23 protein-coding genes are annotated in these 14,497 nt (G+C 33.7%); all 23 read right to left on the reverse strand.

Translation table 11 applies throughout. The features are described from left to right. Positions 1-54: 54 nt before the first annotated feature. The gene (locus ACQKKO_RS03815; protein ID WP_498644480.1) at positions 55-1,086 is read right to left on the reverse strand and encodes a tyrosine-type recombinase/integrase; all 1,032 of its coding nucleotides are present in this window, start codon (positions 1,084-1,086) and stop codon (positions 55-57) included. A gap of 52 nt (positions 1,087-1,138) precedes the next feature. Beyond that, the gene (locus ACQKKO_RS03820; protein WP_498644481.1) at positions 1,139-1,345 is read right to left on the reverse strand and encodes a hypothetical protein; all 207 of its coding nucleotides are present in this window, start codon (positions 1,343-1,345) and stop codon (positions 1,139-1,141) included. Positions 1,346-1,584: 239 nt separating this feature from the next. Then, on the reverse strand, positions 1,585-1,740 hold the full coding sequence (locus ACQKKO_RS03825) for a hypothetical protein (RefSeq protein ID WP_498644483.1): 156 nt from the start codon (positions 1,738-1,740) through the stop codon (positions 1,585-1,587). A gap of 58 nt (positions 1,741-1,798) precedes the next feature. Next, the gene (locus ACQKKO_RS03830; protein ID WP_498644485.1) at positions 1,799-2,068 is read right to left on the reverse strand and encodes a hypothetical protein; all 270 of its coding nucleotides are present in this window, start codon (positions 2,066-2,068) and stop codon (positions 1,799-1,801) included. Positions 2,069-2,502: 434 nt separating this feature from the next. After that, on the reverse strand, positions 2,503-2,841 hold the full coding sequence (locus ACQKKO_RS03835) for a hypothetical protein (RefSeq protein ID WP_498644487.1): 339 nt from the start codon (positions 2,839-2,841) through the stop codon (positions 2,503-2,505). Positions 2,842-2,892: 51 nt separating this feature from the next. Then, on the reverse strand, positions 2,893-3,210 hold the full coding sequence (locus ACQKKO_RS03840) for a hypothetical protein (protein ID WP_498644489.1): 318 nt from the start codon (positions 3,208-3,210) through the stop codon (positions 2,893-2,895). 18 nt (positions 3,211-3,228) lie between these two features. After that, positions 3,229-3,543 (reverse strand): hypothetical protein, encoded by a 315-nt coding sequence (locus ACQKKO_RS03845; RefSeq protein WP_498644491.1) that lies wholly within the window; start codon positions 3,541-3,543, stop codon positions 3,229-3,231. A 14-nt stretch (positions 3,544-3,557) separates the two neighbouring features. After that, the gene (locus ACQKKO_RS03850; protein WP_498644493.1) at positions 3,558-3,737 is read right to left on the reverse strand and encodes a hypothetical protein; all 180 of its coding nucleotides are present in this window, start codon (positions 3,735-3,737) and stop codon (positions 3,558-3,560) included. A gap of 155 nt (positions 3,738-3,892) precedes the next feature. Further along, positions 3,893-4,126, reverse strand: a complete 234-nt coding sequence (locus ACQKKO_RS03855; RefSeq protein ID WP_498644495.1) for a hypothetical protein — start codon at positions 4,124-4,126, stop codon at positions 3,893-3,895. 11 nt (positions 4,127-4,137) lie between these two features. Further along, positions 4,138-4,332 (reverse strand): hypothetical protein, encoded by a 195-nt coding sequence (locus ACQKKO_RS03860; protein ID WP_498644497.1) that lies wholly within the window; start codon positions 4,330-4,332, stop codon positions 4,138-4,140. Between the two features lie 73 nt (positions 4,333-4,405). Continuing rightward, positions 4,406-4,765, reverse strand: coding sequence for a hypothetical protein (locus tag ACQKKO_RS03865; RefSeq protein ID WP_498644499.1), 360 nt, complete (start codon positions 4,763-4,765; stop codon positions 4,406-4,408). A gap of 254 nt (positions 4,766-5,019) precedes the next feature. After that, positions 5,020-5,418 carry a hypothetical protein gene (locus tag ACQKKO_RS03870; RefSeq protein ID WP_498644501.1) on the reverse strand — a complete coding sequence of 133 codons (399 nt, stop codon included), beginning with the start codon at positions 5,416-5,418 and terminating at the stop codon, positions 5,020-5,022. Positions 5,419-5,477: 59 nt separating this feature from the next. Then, the gene (locus ACQKKO_RS03875) at positions 5,478-6,050 is read right to left on the reverse strand and encodes a hypothetical protein (protein WP_498644503.1); all 573 of its coding nucleotides are present in this window, start codon (positions 6,048-6,050) and stop codon (positions 5,478-5,480) included. A 32-nt stretch (positions 6,051-6,082) separates the two neighbouring features. Then, on the reverse strand, positions 6,083-6,280 hold the full coding sequence (locus tag ACQKKO_RS03880) for a helix-turn-helix domain-containing protein (protein ID WP_498644505.1): 198 nt from the start codon (positions 6,278-6,280) through the stop codon (positions 6,083-6,085). A gap of 125 nt (positions 6,281-6,405) precedes the next feature. Further along, positions 6,406-9,432: a DEAD/DEAH box helicase gene (locus ACQKKO_RS03885; protein WP_498644507.1), complete on the reverse strand. Its 3,027-nt coding sequence runs from the start codon at positions 9,430-9,432 to the stop codon at positions 6,406-6,408. Between the two features lie 115 nt (positions 9,433-9,547). Beyond that, positions 9,548-10,348, reverse strand: coding sequence for a hypothetical protein (locus ACQKKO_RS03890; protein ID WP_498644509.1), 801 nt, complete (start codon positions 10,346-10,348; stop codon positions 9,548-9,550). A gap of 106 nt (positions 10,349-10,454) precedes the next feature. Further along, positions 10,455-12,113 (reverse strand): LPD25 domain-containing protein, encoded by a 1,659-nt coding sequence (locus ACQKKO_RS03895; protein WP_498644510.1) that lies wholly within the window; start codon positions 12,111-12,113, stop codon positions 10,455-10,457. Positions 12,114-12,347: 234 nt separating this feature from the next. Then, entirely contained in the window at positions 12,348-12,524 is a 177-nt protein-coding gene (locus tag ACQKKO_RS03900; protein WP_498644512.1) for a hypothetical protein, read from the reverse strand. 33 nt (positions 12,525-12,557) lie between these two features. Further along, positions 12,558-12,911 (reverse strand): hypothetical protein, encoded by a 354-nt coding sequence (locus tag ACQKKO_RS03905; protein ID WP_498644514.1) that lies wholly within the window; start codon positions 12,909-12,911, stop codon positions 12,558-12,560. 16 nt (positions 12,912-12,927) lie between these two features. After that, entirely contained in the window at positions 12,928-13,242 is a 315-nt protein-coding gene (locus tag ACQKKO_RS03910; protein ID WP_498644518.1) for a hypothetical protein, read from the reverse strand. A gap of 113 nt (positions 13,243-13,355) precedes the next feature. Beyond that, positions 13,356-13,646: a hypothetical protein gene (locus ACQKKO_RS03915; RefSeq protein ID WP_498644520.1), complete on the reverse strand. Its 291-nt coding sequence runs from the start codon at positions 13,644-13,646 to the stop codon at positions 13,356-13,358. A 62-nt stretch (positions 13,647-13,708) separates the two neighbouring features. Continuing rightward, a complete protein-coding gene (locus ACQKKO_RS03920) occupies positions 13,709-14,023 on the reverse strand; it encodes a hypothetical protein (RefSeq protein ID WP_498644522.1) in 315 nt (104 codons plus the stop codon). 112 nt (positions 14,024-14,135) lie between these two features. Beyond that, the gene (locus ACQKKO_RS03925) at positions 14,136-14,384 is read right to left on the reverse strand and encodes a hypothetical protein (RefSeq protein ID WP_498644524.1); all 249 of its coding nucleotides are present in this window, start codon (positions 14,382-14,384) and stop codon (positions 14,136-14,138) included. Positions 14,385-14,497 lie beyond the last annotated feature (113 nt).

Genomic DNA, 14,497 nt, shown 5'->3' on the forward strand with positions numbered 1-14,497 from the left:
TACTTTTTCCTTTTCTAGAAACGTATTAAAAATAAAAACCCTTAAAAACATACTTTATTTTAATTTATCTAACATAGTCATTAATACATCTTGAGGAAGTTCTTTAACTAAATCTAATAATTTTTCTCTAGAAACACTCTCTAATTTACTCATATCAAACTCTTTAAGCATTGCATAAGAACCAGCGTAATTCCGCTCTGCAACAGTGATATAGCGCATTGTAGTATCAAAGCTGTCGTGTTGAGCGTATCTCATTGTAGCTGCCGGATCTTTAGTGTTGTAATAAAAAGCTGTTATTCCTGCTCCCCTAACACTATGGAAAACCACATTATTCATGTTTTTATATTTCTCTTGTTTTTTTAATCTTAAAGTGAAGAAATCTTGAATTGCATTATCCGAAATTTGAAATAAAGGCTGATCAATTTTTATATCAATATTTAATTCTTTGCAAATTTCATCTATAAACCATTTTTTTGGATAGCGATCATTTCTTTTACCACCCTTACCTATGATCTGAAAATGATATGTTTCTTCATCAAACTCAGTGAAATAAGAAGTTCTCATTTCTAATATTTCTTGAAGTCTGAGTGCAGTGTCAAAAGCAAATAGTATTAGATATTTCTTTTCCTTGCCTAATCTACGCTCATTTTTAGCTATTTCGGCAATTTCTAAGACATGATTTTTATTAATAGTAGCGTAACTATCAGAATCTGCTTTCTTAGTTTCTATCCCACTGACAACCTTTTGATTGATATCAATGTCAATATCTTTCTTATATAAATATTTATAAAAACTTTTGCAGGCTTTAAGTTTTCGATTAATGGATGACTCCTTTAATTGTTTCTGAAATCTTAGTATTTTAATGAAGTTGCTGATATCATCGTGAGATATTTGAACATCGCTGTTTTTGATTAATTCTATATTATTTATACCTTTCACAAGAGAAAAGAATTGCTTAATATCAGTGGTATATGCGCTTTTTGTGGCCTGGCTTCCCCCATTACGACCAGTATCCATTAACCAATCTTCTATTATAGAAACAAAATTATAATCTTCTCTAATTGGTACTACTTTCTCAGCACTCATTTTCCCGAACCTCCTATTTTATATTTTCATTAATTAAATAATCAATATAATTTTATTTACCTTCGTTTTCTAAACTTGTGTAGTAAGCTGGTAGAAGCTCCATGTATCCACGTTGTAGATCTTTCATGGCTTGCTCTCTTGATGATTTCTTTTGCTGCTTAGTTGGTTTAGCTATGTAATGATCGTTGACTGCAACTTTTACCTCCTCTTCGACTTGTGCAGTTCTCTCTAGTTGATTAAATTGAATAAGTTTACCCATTAATTTCTTTCCTCCTTCAAGTTTTATATATTTTATAATATGCCCGATAAGTAGATGTATGAAACATCCGTGTAACTAAATTTATATTTTTATTTTTTCGTTACATTAAATTTACCATTGGTCGTCTCAAAAAGCAAGTAGTAAAACACAAAAAACCTTAAAATATTTATATTTTTAATAAATATCTAAGGTTTTAAGTTATTCATATGTAGTTTTATATGTAAACAGTGCTGCAAATCCTATTGTACTGTACGTTCCCAAGCAACGGCCTTGAAAGTTATATACCCATCTTCCCTATTCCACTCGATGAGACGTTTAAAGTCTTTTCTTAGCTTCTTAACTATGTGATTAATCTGTTTAGTTGTGTTATATGGTTCGGCTCCGTATACGATCAATAGCAGCCCTCCCTTTAGTTGGTTTATTTTATTTTATATATTCGATAAAACTATAACTTTATTGCGTCTCAGCATTCCTTGATTCGAGCTTCCTCATAAGTTCCTCATAGCTTTGCTTATAAATTTTAAGCTTCTTAATTTCGTCTAACAGCTTCTCTTCTCTCGACATGCGTTCTTTTGATTCGAGTTTGATGTTACTAATTAGATTATTCATTTCCAATTCAGTCTTGATTGCAGATCCAATCATAAACTTCTTGTCATCACGCACAATCCATAATGACCAGCCGTGAGGATATTCTTTTGCAACATACTTTAATTCGTACTCCATAATTAAACTCTCCTTCTTATATTCGTATATGTATTTATCTAAAATTTTAAATAGTTACCTTCAATACACTCCATCTTTTTCTCAAGACATGCTATCTTCCACTCTTTAAACTGCTTGACTCTTGAGCTAGCAGTGGGCATACCTCTCAGATCAGCTTTCGTTATCTGTGCTTCAATCCAAAGTAATGTTTTATCTAGTTCATTATCTGTTAAGGTGTCGATATTTATTTTTAAACTCCTCCTCTCTTTTTCTGATTTTCAACCTTTCAAAGTAATCATATTCCTTGACCTTCTCAGGATTAGCTACCGCCCACCACAGCCACTTATACACCGGTGCTCCACCCTTAAGAGTTAATCGTCGTGGTCTAATATAGTTGTACCATTCGCAGTTATAGTGATTTGCTTTATGAATTTTGAACTCATAGCCGAAGATATTCATTGGACTGTCTCTTTCTTATCTAGGGTGAGCTTCCATTCTTTTTCGTCACTCTTACGGTTTATTTGCTCAACAAATCCTTGAACACCGATCTCTCTTATAGCCTCTTCAAATAGAAATTGCTCTACTTCCTCTAGTGAACATTTTTCGATTAATTCGTTAGTTCGTGCCATTACACTCCCACTTGAAATACGTATCTTTAACCCAATCTCATTCTCAAAGAAGTGTAAGTAGGGTAATCCTTCGCTTCTAAATAAAGAAGATCCATTTGGTAAGTCTAACCTTTTATATCGTCCACCAGAATTAATCTCACGGCCAATCCATTTCCATCTGCTCATTAATATAAACCTCCATTAATTTGTTTTTATATTTTCAATAAAACTGCCATTTCATAGCGTAACTTTTTCACCCGTATCAACAAATCGTTTTTCACAACAAGAGCAATTCCACGTTCTCTTATAGCTCAATACCTTCTCTTTCTTTCCCCTTTTAAGCTTCCCGTCACACTCAGGACAAATGTTTTTAATTACCTTAACCATTCTTATTTTTCGAATTTGTAGTTCCTTATTCCTTGCTCTAATTTCAGCACGTTCTTCTGGAGTTAGTTTGGCATTTTCTCTTTTAGCTGCCAGCAATAAATTATTTAAAACTCCGTATCCGGTTGAAAAGTCGTCAACATCAAGCTTCTCTAAATCAAATAAATTCATTGGTGTTAACCTCCTATTCTAAACTAAGCTCAGTACTTTAAGATTGCTCATATCAACTTCCTTAACCTTTGTGTAAACAATTCCATCATTATAATCTGCTTGCACCATCGTCTTATATAGTGATCCTAAGCTCCACTCTCTACTTTTAGCACTAATGCCTTTTCTAATCCCTAGATACCCATTTACAAAGTCTCTAGCCTGCTGCTCATTATCAAATGTTTCTACATCTGCATGGAATTCAAAATCGATTATGTACTTTCCTTCGATATCCCTGAAGGAAGCCTTATTAATATCTGCTGTGTTAGTTACCTCTCCACTTATACCGAATAACATGAATCAGCACCCCTTTATATTTTTACTACTCTATAGTCACCTTCAAAGTAAAGTACTTCGTTCAAGTAGCCTGTTTTTGTGATCCAAAGCTCATTTGTGAAACCATTCACCTCAACTACCCAGCCGGTGTAAACTTCATCTCCATCAAAAACTCTAACCTTGTCACGAGCCTTCAAATCAATTAGCTTGGTCATGTGATGAGCCGTCCTTTCGTATACGCTTCATAGACCTTGATCGTGCTACTTTTTGCCAATGACCAACCTCAGATATATTATTTTCGTTAATTGCCTTTTGAAGTATTCTCAGCTCATTCTTCCTTAATGTATGAGTCCAATCTAAGTTCGCTGTGTTATCCATATTGATAAATGACTTCGTTGTATTTTGCTCTAGCAGACATTGTAGTTAGAGTTTGTAGGAAGTTATCACGTTTCTCCAACTCAGCTTGATATTCCTCAACAAGCTCGTTCCAGTCTTCTTTATTTAGATACTTATATAGGTTGGGGTACATGTCCGTAAGATCTTTCTCGCTTTTAGTTCTCAAATTATTGTTACTATCATTTTTATATCTCAATATATTAGGCATCTAATCCCCTCCTATAACATTTCTGTTTCGTACTTGAGAATCTTAACGCTACGAACATCTTGATAGTGAATAGGTTCTTCTGTATAAGACATGTGAGGGTTAAAAATGATCTTAGATCTACTTCTCTCGTTTCCGTTAATCGTTCCTTTCTTGCCGTTAATTACAACGCTCATACCGACTTTAAGATTGAATACGTCGAAGTTCATTTCATTTACCACCTTTTTATTTATTTTATATTTTTAATAATAATTCAAGACGATTAATTTTACAACACTTATTTTATATTGTTAGTAATTCTTTATTCGCTACTATACTTGTAAGGTTGTTTTGTATCATCCAATCGACAACAAAGGCCTTGGAGATAGCTTCGCAAAACGTATTCCCACTTACTTCTTCCTTACCGTAGTCAAAGATAACTGTGTAGCCTTTTAATGAAGTATGGATAGCATAAAACTTCTTCTGAACCCTCTTAGTCTCTAATGCTTTCTTAATCACTAACATGTTAGTACTGTAGTCAGGAATCTTAGACCAATGATCGGCCTGTCCTGTATAAAAAGTTTTGTGTACTCGTTCGTTCAAGAATGATCCAGCTTCTAGATCAGCAATTAGTTCTCTAGTGAGTTTGATTGAGTTTGACATTGTTACAACTCCTATTCAATATAAATACTTAATGACTCAAGAAGAACCCTCAGCAAGTGTTCTAGGCTGCTATGTATGTCGCTGAAAGTCCTTATTCAGCCATTAAGACTAAAAGTGTACATGCATTTATATTTATATTTTATATATTTACAATTGATGCAATATACATGAAGCCAAGTGTCATTATGGCTCCAATTAAAATCCACTTCTCTTCAGCAGCAAGCTTGGTGAATCGGATATGTAGAGTTTTCATATTACGCTCCTCCTAAGTATTCATTTAAAGTGTATTCCATACACTTTAGAAATTTGTCAGAAGTATCATTTCTAAAATTCTCTTCCATTCTTTTTTGAATTACATTTATTCTGAGCTGTTTAAGCTCACCAGATGTTAAGTCTCCAGTTTGCAATACTTTATTTATCTTAGCTTCCAATTGATAGTCAAACTCACTTTCAAGCAACTCTTTATCAAATTTTGATAAGAAAGCGATCGATTGGAATTTCACAAATTGTTTTTTAGGGATACTTCGTTTGCCGCATGCCCACATACTTACCTGCTGCTTACTTACATCTATCATTTCGCCAAATTCTTTATAGTTAACATTATTTATTTTAAGTATATATGATAGTCCAGTTTGAAAGGCGTATAATCTCATCACTATTCACTCCTTTTAAAATTTATATATTTGTTTAAAACTCATGTTTATTGGACTCCCTAGTTAGTCTCCAAAGGAGTCCAGTTGTTTAAATACACATTGTACTTACTGTCTTTACTGTGGCTGGTACTAATTGATTGAAGAGTGTTACTAAAAGAATCTGAAGGTAGTATCCAATAGCTCATTCTTTTGTTATTGATACCGACTAAGATTAAATAATCACATACCTTCTCAAACTTAAGTCTATGCCTCCCATTTCTAAGAATTACTCTATCTTCGGAGGCTATCGTATTGTTTCCAGCACTAGTGGTCAGTGAAAATTTATAGTAGTCGATTTCACTAGCAACAGAGGACATTACTTTACATCTATGCTTTCCATTGACTAATAAATCTAAGTTAGCCGTTTTGTTATGCTCTTTGAGGTTTTTAAATTCAAAACCTCTATCAAGCAATTGATCAATCACTGCTGACAGAGCAATCTCATGGTTGCTGACTCTTGACTTAATACCGTATTTCTTCCTTAGATGTACAATCCAGCTTCGGTCGATGTTTTTAAGATCTCCAATTTGCCTATCTGTCAGACCTTGATTCACATATAGATCGATTAGCTCATCTTTATCAAATGCATACACCTTTCACACTTCCTTTAAAAGACTGGATTTAACTACTCTTTAAAATCGATCTTCACAACATCTTCAATTGGCACTTGTAGATGCTTACATAGTCGCTCTATCGTTTCTAAGCGCATTGAGTTGCCTTTTCTAAGCTTCGTAGCTGTGTCTGAACCTATTACTTCGTAAAGGTCTTTAATAAGTAAGTCTTTCCTATATAAAGTCTTAAAAAGTGGCTCATAAGAGATCATGTTACTCTCAACCCTTTCAATAAAAGTATGATTTTAACTTGTTATGTAGTTGTTCTTCTTAATTACAATATTATAGATAAAGAAAACAGAAGTCAACATATTTATTTTATATTTTTAATAAAACATTATATAACATTCTGTTTTCCCCATTGGATGTAGCTTTTACCCTCTTCATCAGTTTCTTTACTCATTAGCATACTAAGAATATCAAAGTCTACTCCGAAACGCTCCATTACTTCTTCTGTGTCTATTTCGTCATTCTTCATGAATGAGTTTAGTTTTTCTTTGGCCATTAGTAAGCTTAGTAAATTTGATTCAATGCTGCTTTCAACTGAAAGAAAATGTACTTCTTTTTGTTCTGTTGATGTATAGCGAATGAAGCGTGCAAAATACTGGTGATGGCTGGCGAAATTGAAAAAGTATTCTAAAATTAAAACTCTGTTTACAAAGTCAATATTCATGCTGCTACTTAGTGACTGCTGAGTAGAAATCAAAATTCCATTTCCACTCTCTTTAAGCTTCTCAATTATCTTCTTTCTCTGATCTAAGTTTGCATTATCACCTGTGATAACAAATACCTTTCTATCAGGAAAAGCGTTTCTCAAATAACTTGCGTATTGATTAACAGCTTTAACATGAGTACATCCTATTGCCACTATCTCATCGTTCCAACCTCTAACCATATCAATGGTCTTGGTGGCTTTAGATGGTAATCCTGAGCCTGTGTAGTCTTTAAATGTATTGGGTGTTACACATGCTTTTAACAAACTGTTAAGTTGATTTATAATCCTTAACAATGAATCCTTTCTACTGTTACCTGTAGATTTGAACATATGAGCTAAACGGTGAAACTCTTCTATTATCACTCTGTATAATTCATTTTCGGATGAATTAAACCTAACAGTGTTCTGAACCACTTTATATAGCTGTTTACCGCTTACCTCTTCAAAACTTCTTGTAATCATTGTTTTATTAATAAGCTGCTTTAATTCATCTGAGTTATAGATATCTTGATTCTGTTTACCGACTCCGAATACAGTTGCTTTTTCAGGTGAAAACGATTTTTTAAACAATTTATGACCTTTTTTATAAGCTGGGAACGGCTTCATATAGTATTTATTTTCTTTTTCTACAAGCTCTTTGCTTTTCTTATCTTCGGACAACACAAATGGAATCTGACACATCAAATTATGTGAGTTGTTATAAAGTAATTCAAAAGCAGTGAAAGACTCAGGGATGTTGTTTCTAGTGCTTGTAGCAGACATAAGTAGTTTATACTTAACTCTACGGAAGCAATCTAAAACAGCTTTTGTGCGCTTTGAAGAAGGATTGCAAATACTGTCCGCTTCATCAAGTACAAACATTGTTTTTTGATTTTGGATTCTAATTAAACTCTTCAATTGTTTCTTATATTTTGTAACGACATTAAAAGTCATTATCACAATTTGACCTTGTTTAATTTTATCAATATCGGCAAGCTTTCTAATCCTAATGTAAGGAATACCATAGCTTTTTAAAATATCGTCCCAATTGTTATTGATAGCAATAGCAGGAGCGACAAGAAAAACATTCTCTATATTGCTATGCTCTAACCTGTAAAGCATTTGTGCAATAGCTGAGATACTCTTACCTGATCCAGTTCCCCATTGTAAGTATCCGTATTGCTTCATTAGCATCCTACCTGTGTCTTGCTTCTGTATATCATTTAACTTAATCTCGTTAGAATTAACTTCATCCTTTATAACAAGATTGCTTAAATATTTTTTGATTTCTTCAGATGGCTTAATCTCATCTAAATTCTGCGACTGGTTTACATAGCTTTTTAATTTCTTATTATAAATCCTTTTATATTTTTCATTTGTAAAAGGGTAATCGCCTTTGATAATCATCTCATTCCACGTAATTTCTTTAATTCCATTCATTTTACCTAACAAGACTTTCTCTTTTCTACTATAAGCTTTATACTTTAAACCATAACGAGTTCTTACTAGCTCAGTTTTATCAACCTCTTGTTTATGCTGTTTCTTCAGAGTATCTTTCAAGTATCTAATTACTTTATTCTCCGTGACTCTTTTCTTTGCCCACTCAGTATACTCCATTCCTTCTGGTTGCTTCTGAGTGTAAAGCTTATTTAAATACTCCTCGCACTTAGCATAATGCTTAACGGTTTTAGGATTATCCTTAATAGCAAAAAGTAGCTTTTTAACCTTGTAATTAAATTCTTCATCTACTCTGCCATTTTTGATAGCTTCGAGCATTAACTTAGCTTTAACATTCTGCTTTTCAGCAATTAAAGGTTTCACGTAATCATTGTAAAATTGTTGAGAACCTGTTTCGTCAAAATATGGACTTTCTATATATGTAATAGTGTATGGCTTGTCTTCAAGGTGTTCAGATTTCTTTTGGAATAGCATAACCTTAGTTTCAAATTTGTTAACCCCAAACTGTTTAAATTGATCTGTAGGTAGATTAAACTGCGCCACAAAGTTAAACATAGCATTCATTTGTTTAATCATTCCACTGTCCGTGAAATCATCGTTCAAGAAGCTTTTAGGGACAATTAGAGCCATTAGTCCTGAAGGTTTTAAAAGCTCATGAGACTTGATGCAGAAGAATAGCTGGCTTACTATATCAGAACCATCAACTTGAAATTTAAGGTTGAATGGTGGGTTCCCTATGATAAGATCAAGTTGAGTTTTTGGATTATAGAAACGTACATCTCCATGAGTTAAGTAGGCATTAGGATAAAGAAATGAGCTGATTTTGAACGCCTTCATATCAAGTTCATTAGAATAGATGTTTTGCTCGTTAGGCAAGTAATTGAAAAAGTTTCCCATACCAGAGCAAGGGTCTCCAATTAAATCGTTTATAGAGGGTTTTAGGCAGTCTACAATAAATTTAGATAGCGCATGAGGCGTGAAGAACTGGCCTTTTTCTTGCTGTTTCTTAGCTTCTGTATAGTCGTAAAAACTATTAAAATCACCAAAGTTAAGACCGTGTAAAGCTCCTTCACCAGTGTAAGAGTTGAATACGTCTTCTTGAGTGATTCCATATTCATCTGTAAGTTTGTTATCAATTAGATATAAGAGCTTTTCATTTATATCTTTTCGCTGCTCCTGCGGAATTAATTGATTACTAATTTTATATTTCATTATTTTCTCCTTTCGAAAAAATCCCAGCGATTTTTAGGGATGGCTGTTATAAGGTGAATCAAATTTTAATTTCATTTTTAAGTTTCTTCGTGACACAAGTAAACAAATTTTAATTTTAGGATTTCAGATATTTTTCAAAGAATTGAACCGCTTGCTCATATGATTGGAACTCTATCTCCACTTTGCCATTTTTAAAGAACTTCATTGTCTTTACTTTGTTATAACCTAATTCCAATTTACTAAAAATGTCATGTTTTTCATCTCCATCACGAAGCATAGTATAAACATTTCTAAAATAATTTGTCATTTCGTAGATTTGAGCATCGTAATGACTTAACGCTACCAAAAATGGTGTGGCTGTACTGTCGTTCCAAGAAAGCTCTTTTGAACCATTCCATCCATCACGCCAATAGATGTAGTTAGTTATTGAAAGCTTATTCTTTCTTATTTGCACTTTATCATCTCTATAAATGGTGTTTTGAGCGTTTTTAACTAGTTCATCCTCCGCCTTCTGCGTAAAACTAAAGCCTCCAAGCTGCTTGAAAATCTCATCTAAAATATTGTTATATATAATCTTCTCACCGTATAGATCAGGTATATCCTTGGATTCTAAAGACACGTTATAAGCTTTTTTAAAGTAATCAACGACTGAGGATGCAAACATATATCTCAAAGTATCAATTTCGTTTTCGATCTTTCGAATATCTCTAAGAGTTATATACTTAGTAAAAGAATAATCACTTTCATACTGCTTGTATTTATCCGCAATTGGCTCCATGAGTTCAATTACCTTCTTATTTAATTCTAAAGCCTCTTTATATTTTTCCTCTTCCTGCTCACAAAATAGCCTATCCTTTTTGCTAACTCTTGTGTCGTTTTTAATTTCAACTTTAGCTAACTTGCTTAGTAAATCCATAGTTATCATCCTTTAATTTTTATTTTTTGTCTGCTAAAATCACAGCGATTTTTCGAGGTTGCTGTTATAGTGAAAAACCTACTCATTACAAGAAATGGTTACATTTTTAGGCTGTAGAAAAAACAGCCCTTTCTATCCTGTCAGAGTATAGATGACTTGAAAGAAGGTTTTTATAATCCAACATTTCCTTTTCACCTATGCTATAAATCGACTGCAAATGATTTATATATTCATCTTGAGACCGTCCAGAAGGCTTTCGGTTTCCGCTAATAGACTCATACCAATGTACAATATGTTCCCCTAATGGGTTTTCAATGTGGGCATGTAGAGAGCTTGTTATGTCTATTCGGCCTTCGTGTTGCCTTCCATCTTTCCAAGTTACAACAAACTCTGTTTTATCATAGCCACTATGTATGTCTCTAGCAGCTTTCTTAATCAATGTGTTAGCCTCTGAAAAACTTGAAACGGTTAACCCCTCGTCAATAAAAGGAGATTCAGACCAATTGAAAGTTATCGATTCAACTGCTACAGGATCAGAAGTCTCTTCTACCTCTTTGTCGGCTTGTTCTTTCTCATTATCATTGGTATCATTATCATTGGGAGTTGCCAATTTCTTGGCAAACTCCAACCTATCAGGCGTTTCAATTGCCCACCATACCTTTGTACGCCTATTCCATTTATATCCCATCTCTTTTAGCTCTGTTCGTGCCTCTTCGCTCGGAATACTTGCAAAAGTCAATTCTATACCGTTACCCTTAGTACCCGTTCCAACTGCGATTGATACAGCATCCACCTCATCAACTTCATTTGTTTTATATTTTTTGTTTTCTTCGGTTGTTTTTACATCTTCTGAACTTTCAATTTGTACAGCCTTAACTTCTGCTTTAGTTTGCTCCTTAGCTCTTTCTTCTTTAACGTAAACAACCTTTTCAGCAATTTCAGTTACTTCTTGAAGGCTGTAAGCTTTAATATAATCGCTCTCTAAACCTCTACTAATAGAAGTTAGAGTATAGCGTTTAAAGTTTGCACCCGTATTCTTTAGCTTTTGCATTTTCTTACCCAATCTAATAAAATCAATCCAACGATCTTGAATGTCCGTAACCTCATAGAAACAAACAGCGTTACCAAATTGAACTAAATCCCCAACAGCTATGGTCTTGCTTCCTGTTTCAACTGGTTTAATTACTGTTTTAGTTTCAGTTACTATTTTCTTAACAAGTTTGGTGCTTTCGTTAATCTTCTTTTCAATTCGATCAATTACTTTGTTAAGTTTTTGATTCATCAAACCTTTGTCATTAGACTCATAGCATGAAAACACTCCAGTTCCTTTTGCAATAATCTCGCCGTCTTTTTCAATATGCCAGCTTGAGCCTTTAGGATTACTTTGACTGAACACAGGGTATTCACTGATAACCTTTATATTTTTAGCTTCTTTGTCGTACATGCGTTTAATTTGAACGTCACAAGAACGCTTTTCATTCTCGCTACTTGCCTTATCATCTCTCATTGCTTCAAGCTTTCTAATTTTACTGTAATCAACTTTATAATCACTTTTAGTAACTTGATGACCACTCATACTAGTGCTATAAACATCGACAAGTAATACATATCCATTACATTCTGCGATACCGTCCCAGTAAGCAGGCGAGAAATAATCAGTCATAGAGTCAGATTCATCGGCCTTGTAACCGAAAACGTTCCACCCTTTTTCCTTAAGAATTCCCATCATTGCAACCTTAGTATCTTGGTTATTGTAGTAGCTCATATGTATTACCTCCGCTTTTTTTATTTTTTTAACTTAAGTAAATTATATCATGACCCATCTTCAAAACACAAACATTTATTTTATATTTTTAATAAAATAATTCTTTAATTTTCCTGTCTTTTCTACCTCCCTCATGCTCTTTAATACTCTTTCATACTCCCCTATCCAAACACAGATATTCGATAAAATAATGTTTTTACGCAAAAGAAAAAGACCCTCTAAAGGATCTTACCTTCACAAATCATATACCTCTTCACGCTCACTATTATCTAAGTAGTCATAAGCGTCTAATACCTCACTTGGCACTCTGTCGTCTCCTACGTGCATTTCAATAATAGCATCGCTTAACGTATCATAACGAATTCTAACCTTTATATAGTTACAAACAGTCCTCTGATCCTGTGATAACATAAGATGCGCTCCCCTCAGATTGTGTTTTATACTTTATTTAGCTGTGATGCTCTTTATGCCTTCACCTATCTCATGGCTGTTAGGATCAAGCTCCACATTAAACATGCCTCCTATCTCTGAACCTTCTGGAACATCGTCACCGTATAATACAAGGCCTTCATGAGCAGTAAAATAATATTCTGTTTCTCCAGTACCTTCAGCAATATCCTTTAGCTCATATTCCATTGCAACTGGTTGTTGCGCTGCTTCTAGTTCCTTTTGTAGCTGTAACACTTGAACAGTTAATTCGTTAATGCGTAAATCCTTGTCGTCCTCTCCTGTGGCTGTGCTGCAAGCTGTGAGAGTTAGGATAGATAGTAGTGCAAAGATAAGAGTTAGTTTTTTCATTGTGGTTTGACTCCTTTTATAAGCTGTATAAATAATCAGCTAATTCAGATTTAGTTTTTCTTACTTCCCATCCAAAGGGTAAAGCTAGATGATACACGTCGTTAACAGGATCGTGAAAAATCACATCTGAATTAGCAACTTCAATATCTGAATTTATATTTCTAGGTTTTTCACTTGTCCAGCAACTCCAGTTACAAAGATGAAAAAGTTCATCGCAACTAAACCTATCAACCTCTATGCTACCTCTGTCTTTAAATGTTAGTAAAGTGTTACTGCGTAAAACCTTGTTAGTCTGATAACCGAATGGAATTGAATATACTTGCACTTTCATGTTTAATACCTCATTTCTGATTTCGGATAGAATATACAGAATAGTGAATAACGAATGTATAAAGTAACGTATGATTTATATTTTCTAATAATAGAGTTATCAAAGTAGATAAATCACTTCGACTTTATTTGCTTCAACGCCTTCTGAGCGACTGTAGATGAGTTCAATATCTCAAGTATATGCTCTCTATCCAATTCTTCAGAGACTGGATAGGTATCGTTCATTACTATGTCTTCATCGATGTATGTAAACTTACCATCTATTAATTCAAATCCAATCGAAACATATGATTCAGTATAGTCTTCACCGTCATTAGTGTGCATTACGCCGAAATCAGAAAGCTCTAAAGCGATCCATATCCTTTTACCTCTACGATTGTAGTTATCTAAGACTTTATATTTCATAGGAACCACTCCTTGTGTGACCAGTATAACATGTCTTAAAACGACTGATTTATGAAGAGCGTCTAAGCAGTCAAAATCCCACCTAAAAACTTTATTTCCTTATTATAGAGACTGTCAGCTAATTGCGTTGGAGTGAGATGATTAAAATCAATGTCAACTGGTTGAATCATACCTTTACTATCTAAGCCATTTAAAATTCTTTGACTGACATCTTCAAGCACAGTTACGTTAATTTGACCATTTGCGTTAACGCTATCTAATCTAACAATTTTTGCTCCGTTTCTAAACCTACTTGTTATAAAGACCTTGTTATTATTAGCCTCTTGAAGTTCTTTAAAGATATTCACAATTTCCTGCTGTTTTTTAGTCAGTTTCATTTCAATCACTCCATTTTTTATATTTTTACTTCTAATAAAATATGCCATTTATTTAGTTATGTATTACAACCCCTAACCCTTTTGAGTTAGGACGCTCAGAGCTTAATGCGGTTTATACTCGCTCTGACGAGTTGCCAACATAGCTCTCCTTGTCGATATAAACCATATCGTTAATCTCATCAAGATGTTCAGCTTTTAGTATTTCGTAGATATCGATCCCTAGCTTTCTTTTAATATTACTTTTAGCATTAAGCACAATCATATTATCATGGTTAATGCCATCTTTCATTTGAGGTACTGAAGCTTCAGTTTTAATTTCTACTCCATTTACATTAAAGGTAACTGTTACAGTTTTAGTCATATGTATCGTCTCCTAGTGGCTCATGGCCTTGTTTTTGTTGTTTCCTTTTCCTTAATTAAATAATACCACGATACGACCTCTAACACAAGTGTTATTTTATATATTTCATAAAA

This window comes from Alkalihalobacillus sp. NPDC127517, assembly GCF_050276055.1.
Classification (GTDB): domain Bacteria; phylum Bacillota; class Bacilli; order Bacillales; family Bacillaceae_D; genus Alkalicoccobacillus.

Excerpts from the sequence above, each read along its gene's own strand:
- ACQKKO_RS03815 (WP_498644480.1), bottom strand. The coding sequence starts at position 1,086 with ATGAGTGCTGAGAAAGTAGTACCAATTAGAGAAGATTATAATTTTGTT.
- ACQKKO_RS03820 (WP_498644481.1), bottom strand. The coding sequence starts at position 1,345 with ATGGGTAAACTTATTCAATTTAATCAACTAGAGAGAACTGCACAAGTC.
- ACQKKO_RS03830 (WP_498644485.1), bottom strand. The coding sequence starts at position 2,068 with ATGGAGTACGAATTAAAGTATGTTGCAAAAGAATATCCTCACGGCTGG.
- ACQKKO_RS03835 (WP_498644487.1), bottom strand. The coding sequence starts at position 2,841 with ATGAGCAGATGGAAATGGATTGGCCGTGAGATTAATTCTGGTGGACGA.
- ACQKKO_RS03840 (WP_498644489.1), bottom strand. The coding sequence starts at position 3,210 with ATGAATTTATTTGATTTAGAGAAGCTTGATGTTGACGACTTTTCAACC.
- ACQKKO_RS03845 (WP_498644491.1), bottom strand. The coding sequence starts at position 3,543 with ATGTTATTCGGTATAAGTGGAGAGGTAACTAACACAGCAGATATTAAT.
- ACQKKO_RS03850 (WP_498644493.1), bottom strand. The coding sequence starts at position 3,737 with ATGACCAAGCTAATTGATTTGAAGGCTCGTGACAAGGTTAGAGTTTTT.
- ACQKKO_RS03855 (WP_498644495.1), bottom strand. The coding sequence starts at position 4,126 with ATGCCTAATATATTGAGATATAAAAATGATAGTAACAATAATTTGAGA.
- ACQKKO_RS03860 (WP_498644497.1), bottom strand. The coding sequence starts at position 4,332 with ATGAACTTCGACGTATTCAATCTTAAAGTCGGTATGAGCGTTGTAATT.
- ACQKKO_RS03865 (WP_498644499.1), bottom strand. The coding sequence starts at position 4,765 with ATGTCAAACTCAATCAAACTCACTAGAGAACTAATTGCTGATCTAGAA.
- ACQKKO_RS03870 (WP_498644501.1), bottom strand. The coding sequence starts at position 5,418 with ATGAGATTATACGCCTTTCAAACTGGACTATCATATATACTTAAAATA.
- ACQKKO_RS03880 (WP_498644505.1), bottom strand. The coding sequence starts at position 6,280 with ATGATCTCTTATGAGCCACTTTTTAAGACTTTATATAGGAAAGACTTA.
- ACQKKO_RS03885 (WP_498644507.1), bottom strand. The coding sequence starts at position 9,432 with ATGAAATATAAAATTAGTAATCAATTAATTCCGCAGGAGCAGCGAAAA.
- ACQKKO_RS03890 (WP_498644509.1), bottom strand. The coding sequence starts at position 10,348 with ATGGATTTACTAAGCAAGTTAGCTAAAGTTGAAATTAAAAACGACACA.
- ACQKKO_RS03895 (WP_498644510.1), bottom strand. The coding sequence starts at position 12,113 with ATGAGCTACTACAATAACCAAGATACTAAGGTTGCAATGATGGGAATT.
- ACQKKO_RS03900 (WP_498644512.1), bottom strand. The coding sequence starts at position 12,524 with ATGTTATCACAGGATCAGAGGACTGTTTGTAACTATATAAAGGTTAGA.
- ACQKKO_RS03905 (WP_498644514.1), bottom strand. The coding sequence starts at position 12,911 with ATGAAAAAACTAACTCTTATCTTTGCACTACTATCTATCCTAACTCTC.
- ACQKKO_RS03910 (WP_498644518.1), bottom strand. The coding sequence starts at position 13,242 with ATGAAAGTGCAAGTATATTCAATTCCATTCGGTTATCAGACTAACAAG.
- ACQKKO_RS03915 (WP_498644520.1), bottom strand. The coding sequence starts at position 13,646 with ATGAAATATAAAGTCTTAGATAACTACAATCGTAGAGGTAAAAGGATA.
- ACQKKO_RS03920 (WP_498644522.1), bottom strand. The coding sequence starts at position 14,023 with ATGAAACTGACTAAAAAACAGCAGGAAATTGTGAATATCTTTAAAGAA.
- ACQKKO_RS03925 (WP_498644524.1), bottom strand. The coding sequence starts at position 14,384 with ATGACTAAAACTGTAACAGTTACCTTTAATGTAAATGGAGTAGAAATT.